Here is an 18,043-nt window from a genome sequence, read left to right on the forward strand (position 1 = left end):
GGGTCAGCCGGCGTCGGAGCCGTCCGTGCGTCGGTTGCGCTTTTCGGCGTACGACCGTACCTCGGCGGCCGACCAGATTCGCCCGACGGTGAGGGTGTCGATCGGCGCGGGGAAGTCCGGCCGGTCCACCAGGACGGCGGCCCGTTGCCGGCTCACCCCCAGGAACGCGGCCACCTCCGCGAGCGCCATGACCTGCACCGCCGCACCATCCGCACAAACAGGTAGGCAAGTTGTCAACGGGGTTGTTGACTACTTGCCAACCCCCGTGCCAGGCTCGGCAGCATGCCCATGCTGAGAGCAGGCAAACCCGATCCCTTGATCTCTCCTAGGTTCACGATGCCGGTCGGCCATGTCACGAAGGATGGCCAGCCTCACGCGCGGTACTCCTCGCACTCGCTGGTGTGGCGGCGGCTGCGCCGCTGGTGCGCATGCGGCCTGCGGTGGAAGCAGTGCCAACGCACCCGCAGCCGCCGCATCCTCAATGCGATCAGCGGGGCGACCCGCAACAGAGCGCCTGCCCCGACTTCCGCGCGCCCAGGTCGGGTGCCGGCGGTGAAGGATGTCGGTGACGGCTCGGCGTCGGCCGGCCGGCGGCGGTGTGACAACCGGCCGGCCTGGGACGCGCTGACGGTGGCCGGCCCGGTCATCGGTCGAGCCGGGCGGCTCACCCCGGCCCAGCGCTGGCGCGCGAACGGCGGCCGGTGGTGAACAAGACCCGGCCGCCCCACCCGCCCGGTCCCGGCCAGCCGTCTGAACCCGGCGCGGTGGTGAACCCGCCCCAGCCACCCAGCTCGCCCGGTCCCCGCCAGGCGTCCGATCCCGACGCGTTGACCGGTCGCCGTGCGCTGTCGAACCGGCGCCGGCCGCACGATCCGTTGCGGCCACTCTGGATCTGCCGGAGTTGTGCCGTGCCCTGGCCGTGCGCCTCGGCCCGGCTGCTGCTGACCGCCGAGTTCCACGGCGACCGGGTGAGCCTCGCCGTCTACCTCGCGGCGGTGCTGCACGACGCCGCCCGCGACCTCACCCGCCTCAACCCCGACCCCGGCCCCGACTCGGCCGACCTGTTCACCCGCTTCATCGCCTGGACCCGCCGCGACCCACCCTGACCGCCCCGCCAGCGTCCTCGGCTAACCGGCTTCGGCCCGGATCGGATGGTCCGCCGGCACCGGCCGCAGCTCCGGCACGTACGGGTCGAGTTCCCCCGCCTCGAACCGACACAGCTTGACCGCCCACCAGAGCACATCCCTCGGATCCCCCACGATCTTGTAACCGCCGCCCGCCAGCAGCACCGCGTGCCCGTCCCCGGGCAGCGACACCAGCGTCGCGACCCACCGACCGGTGGTGGGATCCCAGATGCGGGCGGTGCCGTCGCGGGAGGCGGTGGCGAGGAGGGTGCCGTCGGGGGAGAACGCGACGGCGTTCACCGAGTCGGTGTGTCCGGTGAGGGTGGTGTGGTGGTCGCCGGTGGTGGGGTCCCAGATGCGGGCGGTGTTGTCCCATGAGGCGGTGGCGAGGAGGGTGCCGTCGGGGGAGAACGCGACGGCGGTCACCGGCCTTTGGTGTCCGGTGAGGGTGGTGTGGTGGTCGCCGGTGGTGGGGTCCCAGATGCGGGCGGTGTTGTCCCATGAGGCGGTGGCGAGGAGGGTGCCGTCGGGGGAGAACGCGACGGCGTTCACTGCGCTGGTGTGTCCGGTGAGGGTGGTGTGGTGGTCGCCGGTGGTGGGGTCCCAGATGCGGGCGGTGTTGTCCCATGAGGCGGTGGCGAGGAGGGTGCCGTCGGGGGAGAACGCGACGGCGTTCACTGCGCTGGTGTGTCCGGTGAGGGTGGTGTGGTGGTCGCCGGTGGTGGGGTCCCAGATGCGGGCGGTGTTGTCGTAGGAGGCGGTGGCGAGGAGGGTGCCGTCGGGGGAGAACGCGACGGCGTTCACCGTGCTGGTGTGTCCGGTGAGGGTGGTGTGGTGGTCGCCGGTGGTGGGGTCCCAGATGCGGGCGGTGTTGTCCCATGAGGCGGTGGCGAGGAGGGCGCCGTCGGGGGAGAACGCGACGGCGTTCACCGAGTCGGTGTGTCCGGTGAGGGTGGTGTGGTGGTCGCCGGTGGTGGGGTCCCAGATGCGGGCGGTGTTGTCCCATGAGGCGGTGGCGAGGAGGGTGCCGTCGGGGGAGAACGCGACGGCGTTCACTGCGCTGGTGTGTCCGGTGAGGGTGGTGTGGTGGTCGCCGGTGGTGGGGTCCCAGATGCGGGCGGTGCCGTCGCGGGAGGCGGTGGTGAGCAGGGTGCCGTCGGGGGAGAACGCGACGGCGTTCACCGAGTCGGTGTGTCCGGTGAGGGTGGTGTGGTGGTCGCCGGTGGTGGGGTCCCAGATGCGGGCGGTGCCGTCGCGGGAGGCGGTGGCGAGGAGGGTGCCGTCGGGGGAGAACGCGACGGCGTTCACCGTGCTGGTGTGTCCGGTGAGGGTGGTGTGGTGGTCGCCGGTGGTGGGGTCCCAGATGCGGGCGGTGCCGTCGTAGGAGGCGGTGGTGAGCAGGGTGCCGTCGGGGGAGAACGCGACGGCGTTCACCGTGCTGGTGTGTCCGGTGAGGGTGGTGTGGTGGTCGCCGGTGGTGGGGTCCCAGATGCGGGCGGTGTTGTCCCATGAGGCGGTGGCGAGGAGGGCGCCGTCGGGGGAGAACACGACGGCGTTCACCGAGTCGGTGTGTCCGGTGAGGGTGGTGTGGTGGTCGCCGGTGGTGGGGTCCCAGATGCGGGCGGTGCCGTCGCGGGAGGCGGTGGTGAGCAGGGTGCCGTCGGGGGAGAACGCGACGGCGTTCACTGCGCTGGTGTGTCCGGTGAGGGTGGTGTGGTGGTCGCCGGTGGTGGGGTCCCAGATGCGGGCGGTGTTGTCCCATGAGGCGGTGGTGAGCAGGGTGCCGTCGGGGGAGAACGCGACGGCGGTCACCGAGTCGGTGTGTCCGGTGAGCAGTCCGACGGTTTGGTTTCGCGTTCGGTCGATCAGTTCCACCGCGTTGCCCCGGCCGATCGCCAGCAGCGCGCCATCCGGCGAGAACGCGACACCCAGGCTGACGCCGCCGGGGGCCACGACCGGCGTCACGGGGTCCTGCGGCCAGGTTGTTCGGGCGGTGCCGGCAGGCAACAGGATGGCGGCCGACCGCAGTTCGGGCGGCAGGTCGGCGGTCTCGGGGGGTGCGGTGCCGAGCAGCGCCGCCCGGGTCCAACGGCTGCCCGCCAGGTTCGCGCCACGCAGGCTGCCCTCAATCAGCCGGGCGCCCGTCAGGTCGGCCTCGCGCAGGTCGGCGCCAGTGAAGTCGACCCGCTCCAGCCGCATCCCACGCAGGTCGGCGCCGCGTAGGTCGGCGCCGCGCAGGTCTCGGCCGGTCAGGTCCTGCGACCGCAGATCCATCGAAGCCAGCCATTGGCGTCCGGGCCCCGCCGGGCCCGGACCCGGCTGCGGGTCGGGTCGGGTCTCGGTGAGCCGCTTCCGGAGCAGCAGGGCGTTCTGTTTGGCGATCGCAGGCGCCCTTGGATCGGCCAGGGTCTGGAAGGCCCAACCGACCACGGTCTCCGAGCCGGCGAGATCGACCAGGAAGTCAGCCATCAGCGGGGAGATCTTCCGGGCACGCAGGATGTTGTCGCCGTCATCGTCCAGCTTCGTCGCGGCGGCGTCGGCCACCAGGAATTCCATGATCGACTGGTGGACGAAGGTGAAGCCGCCGTCCTCGGTGCGTACCAGTAGGGTGCCGGAGCCGACGGTGTGGGTGGCTTGGTCGGCGGTGTAGCCGCGCTCGGCCAGTCGGGTCAGCGTGGCCGACACCTCGGCGGACAGGTCGCTCTCCGGGATGGTGAGGCCGGTGGCGGCCCAGAGCCGCTTCGCCAGCGCCGTACAGGCGGCCAGCCGCTCCTGCTCGCCCAGGGTGCGCAGGCCGCCCCGGTGGCGTTGCCGGTCGGCCTCGCCGACCAGCCAGAAGTCGACAAGCTCCCGGTAGAGCTCGGCGGCGCTGATCCGGCCCTGCCGCCGTTGCACCTCGCGGAGCCGGTCCTCGTCCAGCCTGGCGATGAAGGCAAGCATCCTTGGGTTGCGGGCCAGCCCGAGCAGGTCCTCGATCTCGTCGAGCAGGTCATAGCGTGCCTGGGCCGCCGCCCGATCGCCCTCGTAGAGATTGGTGAGGTAGGCCATGATCTGGCCTGGGGTGAAGTCTTCAAGCTCCACCATGCGGGTGGCGGTCAGTGCGGCGACCCGGTCGCCGAGGGCGGTGCGGACTTGGGCGGTGGAGCGGAAGTGCTGGCTGCGGCTGGTCAGCACCAACTTCGCCCGGTCGGTGACCGAGGCAAGCAGAACCTTGAGGTAGTCGGCGGCGTTGCCGTAGCCGACCCGCAACTCCAACTCGTCGAAGCCGTCGAAGAGCAACGCGATCCGGCCGGAGCGAACCATGTAGCGCAGCTTCTCCGGATTGATCTCCTCAACGTCCTGCCGGATCAGGTGCTGGCCGAGCAGCTCGTCCAGGGTCGGCGCCTTCTCCAGCGTGCGCAGCTCCACCAGGATCGGCGTCACATCCGGCAACGACTCCGGGAGGGTGAGCGCGAGATGGCGCAGCAGCGCCGTCTTGCCCCGGCCGAAGTCGCCAAGCACCAGCACCAGCCGGGCGCTCTCGGCGCCGAGCCAACTCCGTACCGTGCGGGCCAGATCCTCCCGGACCGGCTCGTCGCGGCGCCCGGCATCCAGCGACCGGTAGCGCTGTGGCAGATACATCGACGGCGGGTAGATCCGGTCCTCGGCCAGCCGACCGGTCTGCCGAGCCACCAGCGACCCGAGGTCCAGCATGCCCTGGTACGCCACGAAGGTCTGCAGCAGGATTCCCCGGCGCCGTGCCTCGGCGACCAGGGTCTCCTCGGCCGCCTCGCCGCCGGGGTGGATCAGGTAGGAGCTGGTGTTGGGATCGGCGGCGGCGAACCCGGCGTGCACTGTGCCGAACCGGTCCAGTGCCTGCGCCGTCGGCGCGGCGTCGAGTACACCGACCGCCCAGCGGACCGAACCCAGGCCGCCCGGCATCGGCTCGGTGACCCGCAGATAGCTGCCGTGCGGGCGGGACTCGACGGTTGCGTGTGGATGCCGGACCCGGGTCGCGTCGAGGACCAGGCCCAGGAAACTGTCCGGGTCGGTGGCGTCGTGGGCGGCTGGCGCGCGACCTGGCGTACCCGATGATCGGTCGTGGTGGTCGTAGCCGGCGGGGTCCGGCGGCGCGGGGGTGGCGAAGGTGGCCGTGACGCCGGTGGGCTGCCAGTCGGTGGTGACCTGCCAGGTGGAGCCGGTGGGGCTGATCCGGGTGTCGCCGATCCAGCGTTTCTGGCTGGGGACGTACTGGCGGGCGTGCCGGGTGACCAGATGCCGGGTGAGGGTGATGAGCTGGTACTGGTTGGGGACCTCGGTGGGGCGGGCGGCGGGGGTGACGGCGGCGCTGCCGGTGGCCAGGACGATCAGGCCGGAGTCGAGGCGGTGCAGCCGGCCGTCGTGGGTGTGGCCGTGCAGCAGCAGATTGACCAGGCCGGTCTCGCCGAGGATGCGGTCCAGGTCGTCGGCGTCGCGGAGGTTCTCGTCGTCGTTGACGGCCTGGCGGACCGCGTTGTGGTGCACGGCGCCCAGCCGCAGCCAACCCCGCGCCCGGTAGTCGGCCAGCCGGGCGGCGAACCAGCGCAGTTGGGGCTCGCTGACCCAGCCGTAGTGGTCGGTGGGGCGGTGACTCTCGATCATCGTCGAGTTGAGGCCGGCGACCACCACCTTTAGGTCGGGGATCTCGAACAGCGTCCACGGCTCGTCCGGAGTGAACGCCACCCCCGGCACGTCGCGGTAGAAGTCCTCGAACGCGGCGGCGAACGGCTTCCACTTCGGGAAGTACGGCGGCACCGGCTTGCGCTCCTCGCCCTCCTCGCTGAGGAAGTACGCCTCGCACGCCTTGCGGTTGACGTCATGGTTACCCGGGACGACCACCACCCGGGAACGGTCCAGCTCGACCGCCTCGGCCAGCGCCCCCAGAAACGCCGTGACCTGCTCGAACTCGCTGCGCAGGCCCCACTCGGCCAGGTCACCGGTGACCACCAGCAGGTCCGGACGCAGCCAGTGCTCCTCGGCGAGCCCGGTCAGGTCCTCGTGCAGCCGGGCGTGCAGCGTGTCGTACGCCTGGTCGGCGGAGGTGCCGCCGTTGCCGCCGAAGAGGTGTTCCTTGCCGAACTGTGGGTCCGACACGTGCAGCACGGTCAACCGGTCCAGCCCAGCGCCGGTCGGCCCGTCGACACCGAGCCGCCGGCCCGGTCGACCCGGCTCGACGATCCGGCCCGGCCGTCCCGAACCCGGCCGGCGACTGGACGCGCGCCGGTCCAGGACCTCGGGCCAGGTACGCCGGAGCCGATCCGGCGCGATGGCGTAGCTGTCCCGGTCGCCGGTGGCAGCCGGGGGCGCCATCGCGACGATGCCGACCACCCGGCCGGAAACATCGTCGAAGACCGGGCTGCCGCTGAATCCGGGCTGCACCCGCAGCGCGGCGTCCCGGCCGGACTCCAACTGAATCCGGTCCCCGCCGACCCGACCTCGGTACGCGGTCCGTACCCACCCCCCGTCCGGGCGCGGCGGCCTGCCGGGGAAGCCGAAGACCCGCAGCTCGTGGCCATCCCTGGGCATGTTCACCAGCAACTTCGCCGGCTCGGTCCCGGCCGGCGGATCAGCGTCGACCAGTTCCAGCCCGGCGATGTCGTCGCCGGGACGGCGTCCGTCCGGCGGCGGCACCCAGCGCACCACCCGGGCCAGCAGCGGCACGGCATCGGCCGGCTGCCGCATCGGGAACCGGAGCCGTACCGGAGTGTCCGGCTGGGCGGACCTGGTCACCGGCAGGCCCAGCGCCGTGTTGACCACGTGCGCGCAGGTCAGGACCTGCCGTGGTCCGACCAGCACACCAACCCCGACCGGTTCACCGGACGGGCCGAGGAAGCTGACGATGAACGGTGCGGGGTCCGGCTCAGCCATGGGTAGGGGTCGCCGGAGGGACGGCAGGTGCCTCGGCGCGCTTCCAGGTGAGCGTGACGGTGAAGTGCACCTCGGTGCTGCCCTTGGCCACCACGATGCCGGTCTCCGCGCCGACGACGATGCCGAAGTCGACAGTCACCTCGTCAGGTGCCACAGCCGCCAGGCCGGTCCGGATCGCGCCGAGCGCCGGCTTGAGCTGGTCGAGCGCCGCCTCCAGGGTCTGGCCGGCACGGGCGACCACCTCACCGGGCCGGGCGGCCAGCACCAGCTCGTTGGGAAGGTCCTCGTCGGAAGCCTGGACGACCAGGCGTCCGCCGCCCTCCACCGGCACGTCGATCAGGTAGCTCATCCGGCCCGCGTCCTCCCTTGTGGCCCATGGTCCGGGTCACCCTAGTGGACGCGGTTGATCACGAGGAGTCGACATCCGATCTGCCTCGCCGGCCGGGACTCCATCGAGGATGGGCCGATGGGCGGGCCGTCGTAGGCCCTCTCGCCCCGATCGTCGTCAGTCGTCCACCACCGTGATGACCACGTTGCCGACCTTGTGGCCGCCGTCGACGTACCGGTGGGCCTGCACGATGTCGGCCAGCGGGTAGCTGCGGTCGATCACGATCCGGAGCTGGTCCCGGCTGATCAGGTCGTGCAGTTCGGCCAGGGCTGCGTGTTTGCGTACCGACATCCCGGTCCGGACCCGCGGGCCGGGAGTGACCGCGGTGCCCAGCGCGAGGAGGTTGTTGGTGACCAGGCCGGTCGTCGGCAGGTAGCTGCCGCCCGGGGCCAGCACCGGCCGGCAGCGGGCGAACGAGCTGCGGCCGACGGTGTCGAAGACGACGTCGTACCGTTCGCCGCTGGCGGTGAAGTCCTCGACGGTGTAGTCGAAGACCCGCTCGGCGCCGAGCGACCCGACCAGGCCGGCGTTACGGCCGCTGCACACGGCGTGCACCCTGGCGCCGGCCAGCTTCGCGAGCTGGACCGCGTACGTGCCGATGCTGCCGGAGCCACCGATGACCAGCACCGACTGGCCGGGTTGGACCGGGACCAGGTGGCGGAGGAAGTGCCAGGCCGTGGTGAAGCCGTCGACGCTGGCCGCCGCCTGGGCGTAGCTCGCGTTCGGCGGCATCGTGGTGAGCGAGGCCCGCTCCGACAGGCACTTGTACTCGGCGTTCGCGCCGACGGCGAACCCGGTGAACCCGAAGACCCGGTCGCCGACCCGGTACCGACTGGCGGTCGGCCCGAGCGCCGTGACCTCGCCGGCGAACTCCAACCCGAGTACGCGGACTCCCTTGCGCGGTCGGAACGGACCGAGGATGGCCCGTCCCCACCGGGGCTCGCCCCGGCGCATCCCGCACTCGGCGGAGGTGACCGTGGTGGCGTGCACCCGCACCTGCACCTCGTCGCCCCGGGGCGCCGGCTCGGGCAGGTCGGCCAGAGTGAGGACCTCGGGCGGTCCATACGTGGTGAACATCGCCGCTCGCATGTCCGCCATCATGCTGGAACGCCGCTGTGAAGACGCTGAGCGTTGCCGAGCGGCGGGACGGGGAGGATGGGGACCATGTCTCGACTCGTGATCATCACGGGGCCGATCGCGGCCGGCAAGAACACCGTCGCGGAGCGGCTCGCTGCACTCCTTGCGCAGCGGGGTCGTACCGTGGTCATCGCCGACGTGGACGACGTGGCGGCCATGGTGGCGGCGCCCGGCGCGGGCGCGGCGGGCCTGTGGCCGGCGGCGCACGAGGCGCACGGGGCGCTGGTCGGTCAGTGGCTGCGGTCGACCGTCGACCACGTGGTGGCGGTCGGGCCGTTCCACACGGCCGAGGAGCGGGCCGCGCTCACCCGGCCCCTGCCGGACGGGGTGAGCCGGCTGTGGGTGGTGGTCGACGCGCCGGTGTCGGTGACGTTCCCGCGCGCCCGGGCCGACCCGAGCCGGGTTCTCTCCCGCGACCCCGAATTCCATCACCGCGCGCACGACCGGTTCCGCACCCTGCTGCCCAGCATCCCCGCCGACGCGACCTTCAACTCGGCCGAGCTGACCGCGGACCAGATCGCGGCGGCCATCGCCGACCTGCTCGGGTGACCCGGGAGACTGGCCGCAACGGCTAGGATGACGGCGGCTACCAGGGAAGCCACCGGTCCGCGGGAATGGGCTCAGCCCACCTGGGCCGGTGCGCCACGTGTCACCACCGCTCTCCTTTCGGCCTGACCCAGCGGACAGCAGGCAGACGAGAGGAGGCCGCCGTGCCGACCCTGGACCTGCCCGACCGTCCGCACCTCGACAGCTTCCGCCGGCAGGCCCGTGCCCTGCAGCGCGCCGCCCGGTCCGGTGATCCCGACGCTCTCGCGCGGCTGGCCCGCCACCATCCCGGGAGAGTCTCCGGCGACGGCCTGCGGCTCAGCGCGGCGCAGCTGGTCGTCGCCCGCGAGTACGGCTTCGCCAGCTGGCCCCGGCTCACCCGCTATCTGGAAACCGTGGCCGAGCACGGCTGGACGACCGGGCTCGCCGCGGTGCCGGCGGTCGATCCGGCGGACGAGTTCTGCCGCCTCGCCTGCCTGACCTACGGCCGCGAGGACGGGCCGGCGCGTTGGGCGGGCGCCCGGGAACTGCTCGCACAGCATCCCGGGCTGACCGCGGGGAACGTCTGGGCCGCCGCGGCGGCGGCCCGACCGGACGACGTCGGGCGGCTGCTCGCCGAGCGGCCGCAGCGGGTGCACGAGCGGGGTGGCCCGTTCCGGTGGCGGCCGCTGTATCACCTCGTCTACTCGCGGTACGACCCAGCCGTGCCGGCCGACCGCGTGCTCGCCGTCGCCCGGCAGTTGCTCGACGCCGGCGCCGACCCCAACGAGGGTTACCTCTTCGACGCCCTGCCGTCGCCGTTCACGCTGCTGACCGGGGTGTTCGGCCACGGCGAGCTGGGCCGGCACCGGCAGCCGCCGCACCCGCACTGGCGGGCGCTGGCACGGCTGCTGCTCGACGCGGGGGCCGACCCCAACGACGCGCAGACCCTCTACAACCGGATGTTCGACCCGGACGACTCGCACCTTGAGCTGCTGTTCGAGTACGGGCTCGGCGCCGGTGACGGTGGTCCGTGGAAGCACCGGATCGAGGAGTTGGACACCCCGGCGCGGATGCTGCGCGTCCAGCTGCGCTGGGCGGTCGAGCATCAGCAGCCCGCCCGGGTCCGCCTGCTCGTCGAACACGGGGTGGACTTCCGCTCTCCGTTCGAGGGCGCCGGGCCGGCGTGGAGTCTGGGCGACGGCCGGACCCCGGTCGAACTGGCCCACCTCAACGGCGACACCGAGATCGCCTACTACCTCGTCGCCCAGGGTGCCGCGCCACCGGGTCCCGACCCGGTGCGCGAGCTGATCGCCGCGGTGTTCCGCGCCGACCGGTCCGGCCTGGACCGGATCCGCACCGCCCATCCCGACGTCGTCGATCAGGCCCGCCGCAGCCGCCCCGGACTCGTCGTGTGGGCGGCGACCCGGGCACCGACGGAGGCGGTCGTGATGCTGGTCGAGCTCGGCTTCGACGTGAACGCCTACGGGCGGGGTGACGCCCCGGTCGAGGAGGAGTGGGAGACCGCCCTGCACCACAGCGCGGTGAACGGGAACGTCGCCCTCACCCGCCGGCTGCTGGACCTGGGCGCCGACCCCAACCTCCGCGACCACCGCTTCGACGGAACCCCACTGGACTGGGCCAGACACTTCCACCAGTCATCGACCGCCGCCCTACTCGAACCCGTCACGGCACCTCAACCGGACACCGCCAATTAAGCAGGTGAAGGTCCAGAGGAAGTAGAGGCCGGGGGCGGTGGGGCCGTACTGGCGGTACCCGCAGGCTCAGGGGGCGGGGGAGGTCAGGATCTCGTAGAGGTCGGGGCGGCAGTCCAGGGCGGCCCGGCGCATGGCGGCCACCCGGGTCACCTGCACGTCCGCCGGGAGGGCGTAGAGCGTGGCGAGCGCCTGGTCGGCCAGCTCGCGGTGGGTGTCCCAGACGTGGTCCGGGGCGGCGCGTTCGCCGCGCAGCCAGAGCCCGGCGGCGATCCGGGCGCCGTCGATGCGGTTCCAGGTCTCGACGTCGTCGAGGGCTGCACCGCAGCTCCACGTCCCGGCGCCCTCCAACAGGTAGTCGCGCAGCGAGTCCAGGATCGGAATGATCGTCCCGTCGCCGACGACTGTCAGTTCGAAGTGGACGGTGTCCGGCCGCTGCGCGATCGGCTCGCCGTACACGCCGGTCTCCTGGACCACGGCCGTCGGCGGGTCCGGCAGCCGGGCGGCGAGGACGGCCAGCGCCTCCCGGGCCGGCCCCACGATCTGCGGCAGGAACGACTCGTGCACCCGGTTGACGCAGACCCGGGGTGCACCGTCCGCGCAGACCAGCTCGGTGGCCCGCGCGTCGGGGCGGACGGCCTCGCCGGTCGGCGGGAGCACCAGCAGGGCCACCGCCAGACCGACGACCGCCGGTAGGGCGGCGAGCAGCCGGGCCCGGCGGGTGTCGGCGGCGAACAGCGCCCACCCGGTCCCCGCCAACGCGGCGAACCAGACCAGCACCCCCGCCACCGCTGCGCCGTCCACCACGGAATAGCCGTCGGCGTGGCCGAGCCGACCCGGCGCGAGCAGCAGCGCCGACGGGCCGCCCTCCTCCCACAGCAGGTACGGCCCGGCGACCGCCACGATTGCCAGCACCGCCAGCAGTGCGGGGATCAGCCGGGACGGCAGCAGCCGGCCGATGCCCAGACCGAGCAGCCCGGCGGCGGCGACGCCGACCGCGCCGGCCAGCACCGGCCAGTGCCACCCCGGCGGCTGGTAGCTGGCGGCCAGCACCGCCCGGCCGAGCCCGTCGGCCAGGCCGGCCAGGTAGCCGCCGGCCAGACACCCGGCGACAAGCGCCGCCCGGGGCGCCACCCGGCTGAGCCCGGAGCGCGGAGTGGTGGCCACCAGCTCGGTGACCCCCGATGCCTTGTCGCGGCGGCCCTGCCAGGCCCCGGCCGCCAGCGCCAGCGGCCAGAGCAGCTCCAGGCCGATGTGGTGCGCCAACACCGTGGCCATCCAGAGACCGTCCCAGCGTTCCGGATCGCCGGTGAGCATCGCCGCGGCCCCGGCGAAGCCGAGACCCACCCAGACCGCCGCCGAGCGGCGCAACTCGACGAGGAGCAGCCGGCCCGTCATCCCTGACCGCCCACCGCGCGGTGGCGGCGCAGCAGCACCGCGTACCCGCGTTCCACGTCGTTGCCGCCCGGGTGCAGGTCCGGGTCGGCGTCGCCGGCGGCGGCCGTCAGCTCCGCCACCGTGCCCTGGAACGCCAGCCGGCCCCCGTCGAGCAGCGCCACGTCCGTGCAGGCGCCGGCGACGTCGTCGGCCAGGTGGGTGGCGAGCACCACGCAGGTGTCGGAGCCGAGGTCGCGCAGCAGCGCCAGGGCGCGGGCCCGCTGCTCCAGGTCGAGGCCGACGGTGGGTTCGTCGAGCAGCAGCACCCGGGGCTCGCTGACGATGGCCTGGGCGATGCCGACCCTACGCAGCATCCCGCCGGAGAGCGACCGCAGCCGGCTGCCGGCCCGGGCGGCCAGGTCGACCCGGTCGATGGCCCGCTGCGCCGCGTCCGGAATGTCACCCGCCGGCACCTCTCGCAGCCAGGCGACGTACTCGACGAACTCCCGCAGGGTGTACCAGCGGTAGTAGCCGAAGTCCTGCGGCAGGTAGCCCAGACCCAGCCGGACCGCCCGCAGGTCCCCGCCGCCGCCGGCGTGCACCGCCTCGCCGAGGATCTCCAACTCCCCGCCGGTCGGCCGGACCAGCGTCGCGAGCGCCCGCAGCAGGGTCGTCTTGCCGGCACCGTTCGGACCGAGCAACCCGTGTACGCCGTCGCCGAGCGCCAGGTCGAGGCCGTCGACGGCGGTCCGCAGCCCGGCCCGCAGCCGCAGCCGCCGGGCCTGGATGGGGAAGGCGTACGTCGTCGGCGCGGTTTCCGCCGCGCTGACCGTCCGGATCATCTGGTTCCTTTCACCGGGTCTCATCGCAGGCCGCCGGCCCGTCGGAAGGTGTCCCGCCACCACACGACGGCGCCGCCGGCGAGCACCGCGCAGACCGCCCAGGCCGGGGTCCCGGCCGGGTCCAACACCACCGGGGTACGCGACCAGAGCAGGCTCGGCGCCACCACGGCGGCCACCCAACCGGTGGTCAGCACGGTCGCCGCCCGGCCGATCCCGACGTGGGCGCCGAGCGCGAGGGTGCCGGCCACGAACGCCAGGCTGGGCAGCAGCCAGGCCGCCGGTGCCGTGCCGACGATCGCGCCGGCCACCGCCAACGGCGGCAGGACCAGCAACAGAACGGCGAGGGTACGCCGCAGCACCAGCCCCAACCCGGCCCGCGCGGCGCTGGCCACCAGCGCGTGGGTCGGGTCGAGCCGACCGCTCCAGGACGCAGCGACCCCGAGTACGGGGACCACCGGCGCGACCAGCAGCAGCAGCGACGGCCGGGTCGGTCCGGACCCGCCGGCGGCCAGGTCCATCAGCATCGCGGCGAGCGGGACGAGCACGGTCATCGCCAGCCACGGCAGCGAGGTGGGGGCGGCCCATCGGGCCAGCAGCGGCCAGCGGCGCCGCCGCGCCGGCGGCTCGGCGGCCACCACCGGCGCCACCCGGGCCCAGACCTGGTCGACCAGGGCCGCCACCTCGGCGGTGTCGGCGGCCAGCCGGCCACGGCATTTGGCGCAGCCCTCCAGATGGGTCTCCACCGCCCAGAGCGCGTCGGCCGGCAGGTCGAGGCCTTCCGCGTACCGGTCGAGCACCGCCGGGGCGGGGTGGATGGTCGGGGTCGTCATGACAACACCTCGCGCAGCAGCAGCCGGGCCCGGCGGGCCCGGGTCTTGACGGTGCCCTCGGCGACGCCGAGCAGCACCGAGGTCTGCCGCACCGACAGTCCGTCCAGGACCATCGCCTGCACCACGGCGCGCAGCTCCGGGGCGAGATCGCGGACCGCGCCGGCGACCGGGTCGTCGAGCAGTTGGTCGACCACCTCGTCCTCGGCGGCCGGCACGGTCGGCTCGGACCCGGGTCGGGCGCCGGCCGGCAGCGCGGAAAGGGCGGGCGCCTGCCGGGCGCGGGTGCGGAACCGGTCCACCAGGCGCCGGGCGGCGATGGTCCAGAGCCAGCCGGCGGCACTGCCCCCTCCGGCGGTACCGACGTACGACCCGGCCGCCCGCCACACCGCGAGATATGCGTCCTGCATCACCTCGGCCACCAGCTCCCGGTCGGCGCAGCGGCGGCGCAACCGCATCGCCAGCCACGGCGCGGTCCGGCGGTAGAAGGCGTCGAACGCGGCCTGGTCACCGCGGGCGACCCGGCGCAGTAACGCCTCATCGTCCGGCTCCGCCACGCCACCATCCTCGTCAGCAGTCACGTCCTGCTAGACGGCAGGCGTACCGGATCGGTTCTTCCGAGAGTGTGAGGTGGGTCTCAACGCGACCGCGCGGGGTGCCCGGTCGGGCACCCCGCGCGGGTCGGGGAGGGCGTCAGACGCCGGAGGTGGACCGGATCCAGCTCCGGCTGGACGCGACCGAGGCGTAGTTCTGGTACGTCGAGCCGTTGCCGGTGGAGCAGACGCCGACCTGCTGTCCGTTGTAGAACTGCGGACCGCCCGAGTCGCCCCGCCAGGCGACCCCGTTCACGCCGGTGCTCTGGATCGCCGGCCCGCCGTACGCATCCGACGAACCCGTCGTGGTCACCCGGACCGAGGCGGTCTTGAGCTGCGGCGACGCGTCGCAGTTGCTACAGGTGCGGCCCCAGCCGAAGATGGTGTTCGTCGAGTTCACCGGCGGGTTCGCGCTGGCCAGCGTCACGTACGTGGTGGAGACCGCCGAGCTCAGGTAGAGCAGGCCGAGGTCGTAGCGGCTGTAGGTGGCGCTGACCGTCCTGGTGACACCGCCGGAGGAGCGGTAGACGCTGCCGACCCGCACCGACATGGTGCCGCCGATGCAGTGCCGGGCGGTCAGTACCCAGCGCGACGCGATGATCGAGCCGGAGCAGGCGAACGAGCCGTTCTGGAACACGGCCGCCGCCCACGGGGCGGAGGAGACCGTGCTGCCGCCGATGATCTGCTGCGGCTCCGAGGGCGCGGCGGCGGCGGTGGACGGGGCGACGAACGCGCCGACGAGGGCGGTCGCGACGGTGGCCAGGGTGAGACGAATGCGCAAGGAGGGCTCCTTACCGAGGGGGTGTACCCGGGATCCCCGGGCCGGTCGGGCCTGACACCGGTGGTGCCGGTGAGGCCAGAGGGTAGGGAGCCGACGTTTCAGCGACAAGAATAAATAGCGAGAATTTCGGATGGCGGGGGACAAATACCAGCCGAATGTCAATGGTATGAGCGCGGCATTATGTATTGTCCGGCATCGAAGGCTCATCCGGCTCTCGCCGACGGCGGCGACGCCGGAGCCGGTGCAGGGCGGCGTGCCAGGTCGGCGACTCGTCGGCATCGTCGAAGGCGCGGGCGATCACCACGTCGGTCGACGAGTGCAGCAGGATCGAGAACACGATCGTCAACGCGACCAGATGGAACACCTCGTCGCCCGCGGCGATGCCGGACTCCAGCACCAGCAGGCCGTAGACCACCGACGCGAAGCCCTTCGGGCCGAACCACATCGCCGCGACCTGCTCCCGGGCGCCGAGGCCGGAGCGCAGGAACGCGATCGCGAGCGCCGCCGGCCGGGCCACGAAGATGGCCAGGACCGCGAACACCCAGCCCGGCCAGGAGATCTCGCCGAGGAACTCGACCGAGATCAGGGCACCGAAGACCAGCAGCGCGCCGAGCTTGAGCAGTTCCGCGATGCTCTCCCCGAAGTGCTCGAACGCGGCCCGCTGTTTCGGACCGAAGGTGGCCACGGTGATGCCGGCGGCGAAGGCGGCCAGGAAGAGGTTGCCGTGGGTGGCCTGGCCCAGCGCCAGCACGAGCAGCCCGATGGCGACGCCGTTGAGCGGCGCGTACAGCGCGGAGGCGGCGAACCAGCGGGTCCGCTCCAGCGCGATGGCCAGGGCCGGCACCGTCACCCCGATGGCCAGGCCGACGGCGAGTTCGGTGGCGAGCTCACCGATGTGCAGGTCGTCGGAGCCGGCCGCCACCGAGAGAAACACGATCACGAACGGCAGGGCTAGCCCGTCGTTGACGCCGGACTCGACGTTGAGCAGATGCCGCAGCCGGGGCGGCACCTTGTCGTTGCCGACCAGCGCCGCCGCGAACACCGGGTCGGTCGGGGCGAGGACAGCGCCGATGAGCAACGCCTCCGGCCAGTCCAGCCCGGCCACGTAGTGGGCCAACCCGGCGGTGATCAGCAGCGTCAGCGGCAGGCCCCAGCCTAGCGCCCGACCGGGCAGGCGCCAGGCCGCCCGCAGGTCCGCCCAGCCGACCCGCATTCCGTCGGTGAAGAGCACGGCGAACAGCGCCAACTCGGCCAGGGTCGCCACGATCGGCGAGTCGGCGTGCAGCTTCAGCACGCCGGTGGTCTCCTCGCCGAGCACGAACCCGGCCAGCAGGAACAGCGCCGCCGTCGACAGGATCGTCCGATGCGCCAGCGCCGAGAGCAGCACGGCGAGCAGCAGTACGACGGCGAAGCTCAGCAACAGCACGGCACGCTCCTCGGGACCCGGCTCGTCGACCTGCCGACCAGACTTCCCGGCGCGTCAGTGGACCGGCCGATCCTACTGGGGCCGGGACCGACCGGAACACGTCGGTGCCGTCCGGGGGTAGCGGCTCCGGCAATCGGGTAGCAGCCCGACATGCGAAGAAGGGGATCGGGCCAGCGGAGGCCGGAGGCGGCATGGCGCTCGATGTGATCCTGGCCGCCGCGGGCACGCTGGGCGTGGTGGTGGCGGCGCTGTCCGGCCGGCTCCGGCGGATGCCGCTGTCGGCCCCCATGCTGGCGTTGTTCGTCGGGGTGCTGCTCGGTCCGGAGCTGACCGGGGTGCTGGACGTACCGGTCCTGCCGGACGGCCATGCCGGCTACGAGCAGGTGGCCCGGTTCCTGCTCGCCATCTCGGTGATGGCGGTGGCGCTGCGCTTCCCCGTCCGGCAGATCCGGCGGGAGACCGGCTCGGTGCTCCTGCTGCTGCTCGTCGGCATGCTCGGCATGACCCTGGTCACGGGCGCGGCGGCGGCCCTCATCCTCGGCCTGCCGCTCGCCGTCGCGGCCCTGCTGGGCGCCGCGCTGTCGCCGACCGACCCCGTGCTGGCCTCCAGCGCGGTGAGTGGCGATCCGGCGGAAGGGGCCATTCCGCTGCGTAGCCGGCTGCTGCTGTCGCTGGAATCGGGGGCCAACGACGGGCTCGCCCTGCCGGTCGTGGTCATCGCCGTGGCGCTGGCCGGCTCCGATTCGCTGGCCGGCGCCGGCCTGACCGCGCTGTGGCAGGTGCTGGCGGCCATCGTCATCGGAGCCGGGCTCGGCGCGGTCGGCGGGTGGGCGCTGCGGGCCGGGCAGGCGCACGGCGCGACCGAGGCGGCCCCGGCCCTGCTGTTCACGCTGCTGCTGGCGTTCGGCGTCCTCGGCGTCGCCGGTCTGGCGAAGACCGACGGGGTGCTCGCGGTCTTCGTCGCCGGACTGGTCTTCAATGCGATGGTCGACGCGCACGAACGCGGCGGGAGCACGAAGGCGGACGACGCGATCAACCGCTTCCTCAGCATCCCGCTGTTCCTGCTGCTCGGGGCCGCCCTGCCGTGGTCGGACTGGCGGGACCTGGGTTGGCGCGGGGTCGCGCTGGTCACGGCCGTCCTGCTGCTACGCCGGATTCCGCTGCTGATGCTGTTGCGCCGGCCGCTGCGGCTCGGGCGTCCGGACGCGATCTACCTGGGCTGGTTCGGGCCGGTCGGAGTGTCGGCGTTCTTTTACCTGATGTTGGAGGCGGGCCGCCTGGACGTGGATCGACCCCTGGTCGCCGCCGGAGCCCTGGTCGTGGCGGCGAGCGTGGTCGCGCACGGCCTGACCGCCGCCGCCGGACTGCGGCTCTACCGGCACGCCACCGGCGGGCGGACGGGCGGACCCGACGCCGGGTAGG

At 73.2% G+C, this 18,043-nt stretch carries 15 protein-coding genes; 5 read left to right on the top strand and 10 right to left on the bottom strand.

Translation table 11 applies throughout. The features are described from left to right. Positions 1 to 3: 3 nt before the first annotated feature. Positions 4 to 189, bottom strand: coding sequence for a hypothetical protein (locus tag O7627_RS13455; RefSeq protein WP_278093847.1), 186 nt, complete (start codon positions 187 to 189; stop codon positions 4 to 6). Positions 190 to 552: 363 nt separating this feature from the next. Here O7627_RS13455 and O7627_RS13460 point away from each other — a divergent pair, with 363 nt between their 5' ends. After that, positions 553 to 708 (top strand): hypothetical protein, encoded by a 156-nt coding sequence (locus tag O7627_RS13460; protein ID WP_278093848.1) that lies wholly within the window; start codon positions 553 to 555, stop codon positions 706 to 708. Between the two features lie 137 nt (positions 709 to 845). Next, positions 846 to 1,106 (top strand): hypothetical protein, encoded by a 261-nt coding sequence (locus O7627_RS13465; RefSeq protein WP_278098269.1) that lies wholly within the window; start codon positions 846 to 848, stop codon positions 1,104 to 1,106. Positions 1,107 to 1,127: 21 nt separating this feature from the next. On the opposite strand, the gene O7627_RS13470 is transcribed toward O7627_RS13465, so the two are convergent. The 3 genes from O7627_RS13470 to O7627_RS13480 all read right to left on the bottom strand — a co-directional run bounded on the left by O7627_RS13470 (position 1,128) and on the right by O7627_RS13480 (position 8,487). Beyond that, a complete protein-coding gene (locus tag O7627_RS13470) occupies positions 1,128 to 7,010 on the bottom strand; it encodes a pentapeptide repeat-containing protein (RefSeq protein ID WP_278093849.1) in 5,883 nt (1,960 codons plus the stop codon). Beyond that, positions 7,003 to 7,359: a CU044_2847 family protein gene (locus O7627_RS13475; RefSeq protein WP_278093850.1), complete on the bottom strand. Its 357-nt coding sequence runs from the start codon at positions 7,357 to 7,359 to the stop codon at positions 7,003 to 7,005. Before O7627_RS13475 ends, O7627_RS13470 begins: the two co-directional genes overlap by 8 nt. Positions 7,360 to 7,515: 156 nt before the next feature. After that, complete coding sequence (locus O7627_RS13480; protein ID WP_278093851.1) at positions 7,516 to 8,487, bottom strand: NAD(P)-dependent alcohol dehydrogenase; 972 nt, start codon at positions 8,485 to 8,487, stop codon at positions 7,516 to 7,518. Positions 8,488 to 8,562: 75 nt separating this feature from the next. On the opposite strand from O7627_RS13480, the gene O7627_RS13485 reads away from it, so the two are divergent. Continuing rightward, on the top strand, positions 8,563 to 9,084 hold the full coding sequence (locus tag O7627_RS13485; RefSeq protein WP_278093852.1) for an AAA family ATPase: 522 nt from the start codon (positions 8,563 to 8,565) through the stop codon (positions 9,082 to 9,084). Between the two features lie 161 nt (positions 9,085 to 9,245). Beyond that, positions 9,246 to 10,778, top strand: coding sequence for a hypothetical protein (locus tag O7627_RS13490; RefSeq protein WP_278093853.1), 1,533 nt, complete (start codon positions 9,246 to 9,248; stop codon positions 10,776 to 10,778). 66 nt (positions 10,779 to 10,844) lie between these two features. Here the strand turns inward: O7627_RS13490 and O7627_RS13495 are convergent, their stop codons facing one another. The 6 genes from O7627_RS13495 to O7627_RS13520 all read right to left on the bottom strand — a co-directional run bounded on the left by O7627_RS13495 (position 10,845) and on the right by O7627_RS13520 (position 16,621). Next, the gene (locus O7627_RS13495) at positions 10,845 to 12,173 is read right to left on the bottom strand and encodes a hypothetical protein (protein WP_278093854.1); all 1,329 of its coding nucleotides are present in this window, start codon (positions 12,171 to 12,173) and stop codon (positions 10,845 to 10,847) included. Continuing rightward, the gene (locus tag O7627_RS13500; RefSeq protein WP_278093855.1) at positions 12,170 to 12,994 is read right to left on the bottom strand and encodes an ATP-binding cassette domain-containing protein; all 825 of its coding nucleotides are present in this window, start codon (positions 12,992 to 12,994) and stop codon (positions 12,170 to 12,172) included. Before O7627_RS13500 ends, O7627_RS13495 begins: the two co-directional genes overlap by 4 nt. 20 nt (positions 12,995 to 13,014) lie before the next feature. Next, the gene (locus O7627_RS13505; RefSeq protein WP_278093856.1) at positions 13,015 to 13,824 is read right to left on the bottom strand and encodes a zf-HC2 domain-containing protein; all 810 of its coding nucleotides are present in this window, start codon (positions 13,822 to 13,824) and stop codon (positions 13,015 to 13,017) included. Next, positions 13,821 to 14,378 (bottom strand): RNA polymerase sigma factor, encoded by a 558-nt coding sequence (locus O7627_RS13510; RefSeq protein ID WP_278093857.1) that lies wholly within the window; start codon positions 14,376 to 14,378, stop codon positions 13,821 to 13,823. Before O7627_RS13510 ends, O7627_RS13505 begins: the two co-directional genes overlap by 4 nt. 136 nt (positions 14,379 to 14,514) lie before the next feature. Further along, positions 14,515 to 15,195, bottom strand: coding sequence for a trypsin-like serine protease (locus O7627_RS13515; RefSeq protein ID WP_278093858.1), 681 nt, complete (start codon positions 15,193 to 15,195; stop codon positions 14,515 to 14,517). A 178-nt stretch (positions 15,196 to 15,373) separates the two neighbouring features. Next, positions 15,374 to 16,621, bottom strand: a complete 1,248-nt coding sequence (locus O7627_RS13520; RefSeq protein WP_278093859.1) for a cation:proton antiporter — start codon at positions 16,619 to 16,621, stop codon at positions 15,374 to 15,376. Positions 16,622 to 16,812: 191 nt separating this feature from the next. On the opposite strand from O7627_RS13520, the gene O7627_RS13525 reads away from it, so the two are divergent. After that, positions 16,813 to 18,042, top strand: a complete 1,230-nt coding sequence (locus tag O7627_RS13525; RefSeq protein ID WP_278093860.1) for a cation:proton antiporter — start codon at positions 16,813 to 16,815, stop codon at positions 18,040 to 18,042. The last annotated feature ends 1 nt before the right edge of the window (position 18,043 follow it).

It is taken from the genome of Solwaraspora sp. WMMD1047, assembly GCF_029626155.1.
GTDB lineage: Bacteria > Actinomycetota > Actinomycetes > Mycobacteriales > Micromonosporaceae > WMMD1047.

Excerpts from the sequence above, each read along its gene's own strand:
- O7627_RS13455 (WP_278093847.1), bottom strand. The coding sequence starts at position 189 with ATGGCGCTCGCGGAGGTGGCCGCGTTCCTGGGGGTGAGCCGGCAACGG.
- O7627_RS13470 (WP_278093849.1), bottom strand. The coding sequence starts at position 7,010 with ATGGCTGAGCCGGACCCCGCACCGTTCATCGTCAGCTTCCTCGGCCCG.
- O7627_RS13475 (WP_278093850.1), bottom strand. The coding sequence starts at position 7,359 with ATGAGCTACCTGATCGACGTGCCGGTGGAGGGCGGCGGACGCCTGGTC.
- O7627_RS13480 (WP_278093851.1), bottom strand. The coding sequence starts at position 8,487 with ATGCGAGCGGCGATGTTCACCACGTATGGACCGCCCGAGGTCCTCACT.
- O7627_RS13485 (WP_278093852.1), top strand. The coding sequence starts at position 8,563 with ATGTCTCGACTCGTGATCATCACGGGGCCGATCGCGGCCGGCAAGAAC.
- O7627_RS13495 (WP_278093854.1), bottom strand. The coding sequence starts at position 12,173 with ATGACGGGCCGGCTGCTCCTCGTCGAGTTGCGCCGCTCGGCGGCGGTC.
- O7627_RS13500 (WP_278093855.1), bottom strand. The coding sequence starts at position 12,994 with ATGATCCGGACGGTCAGCGCGGCGGAAACCGCGCCGACGACGTACGCC.
- O7627_RS13505 (WP_278093856.1), bottom strand. The coding sequence starts at position 13,824 with ATGACGACCCCGACCATCCACCCCGCCCCGGCGGTGCTCGACCGGTAC.
- O7627_RS13525 (WP_278093860.1), top strand. The coding sequence starts at position 16,813 with ATGGCGCTCGATGTGATCCTGGCCGCCGCGGGCACGCTGGGCGTGGTG.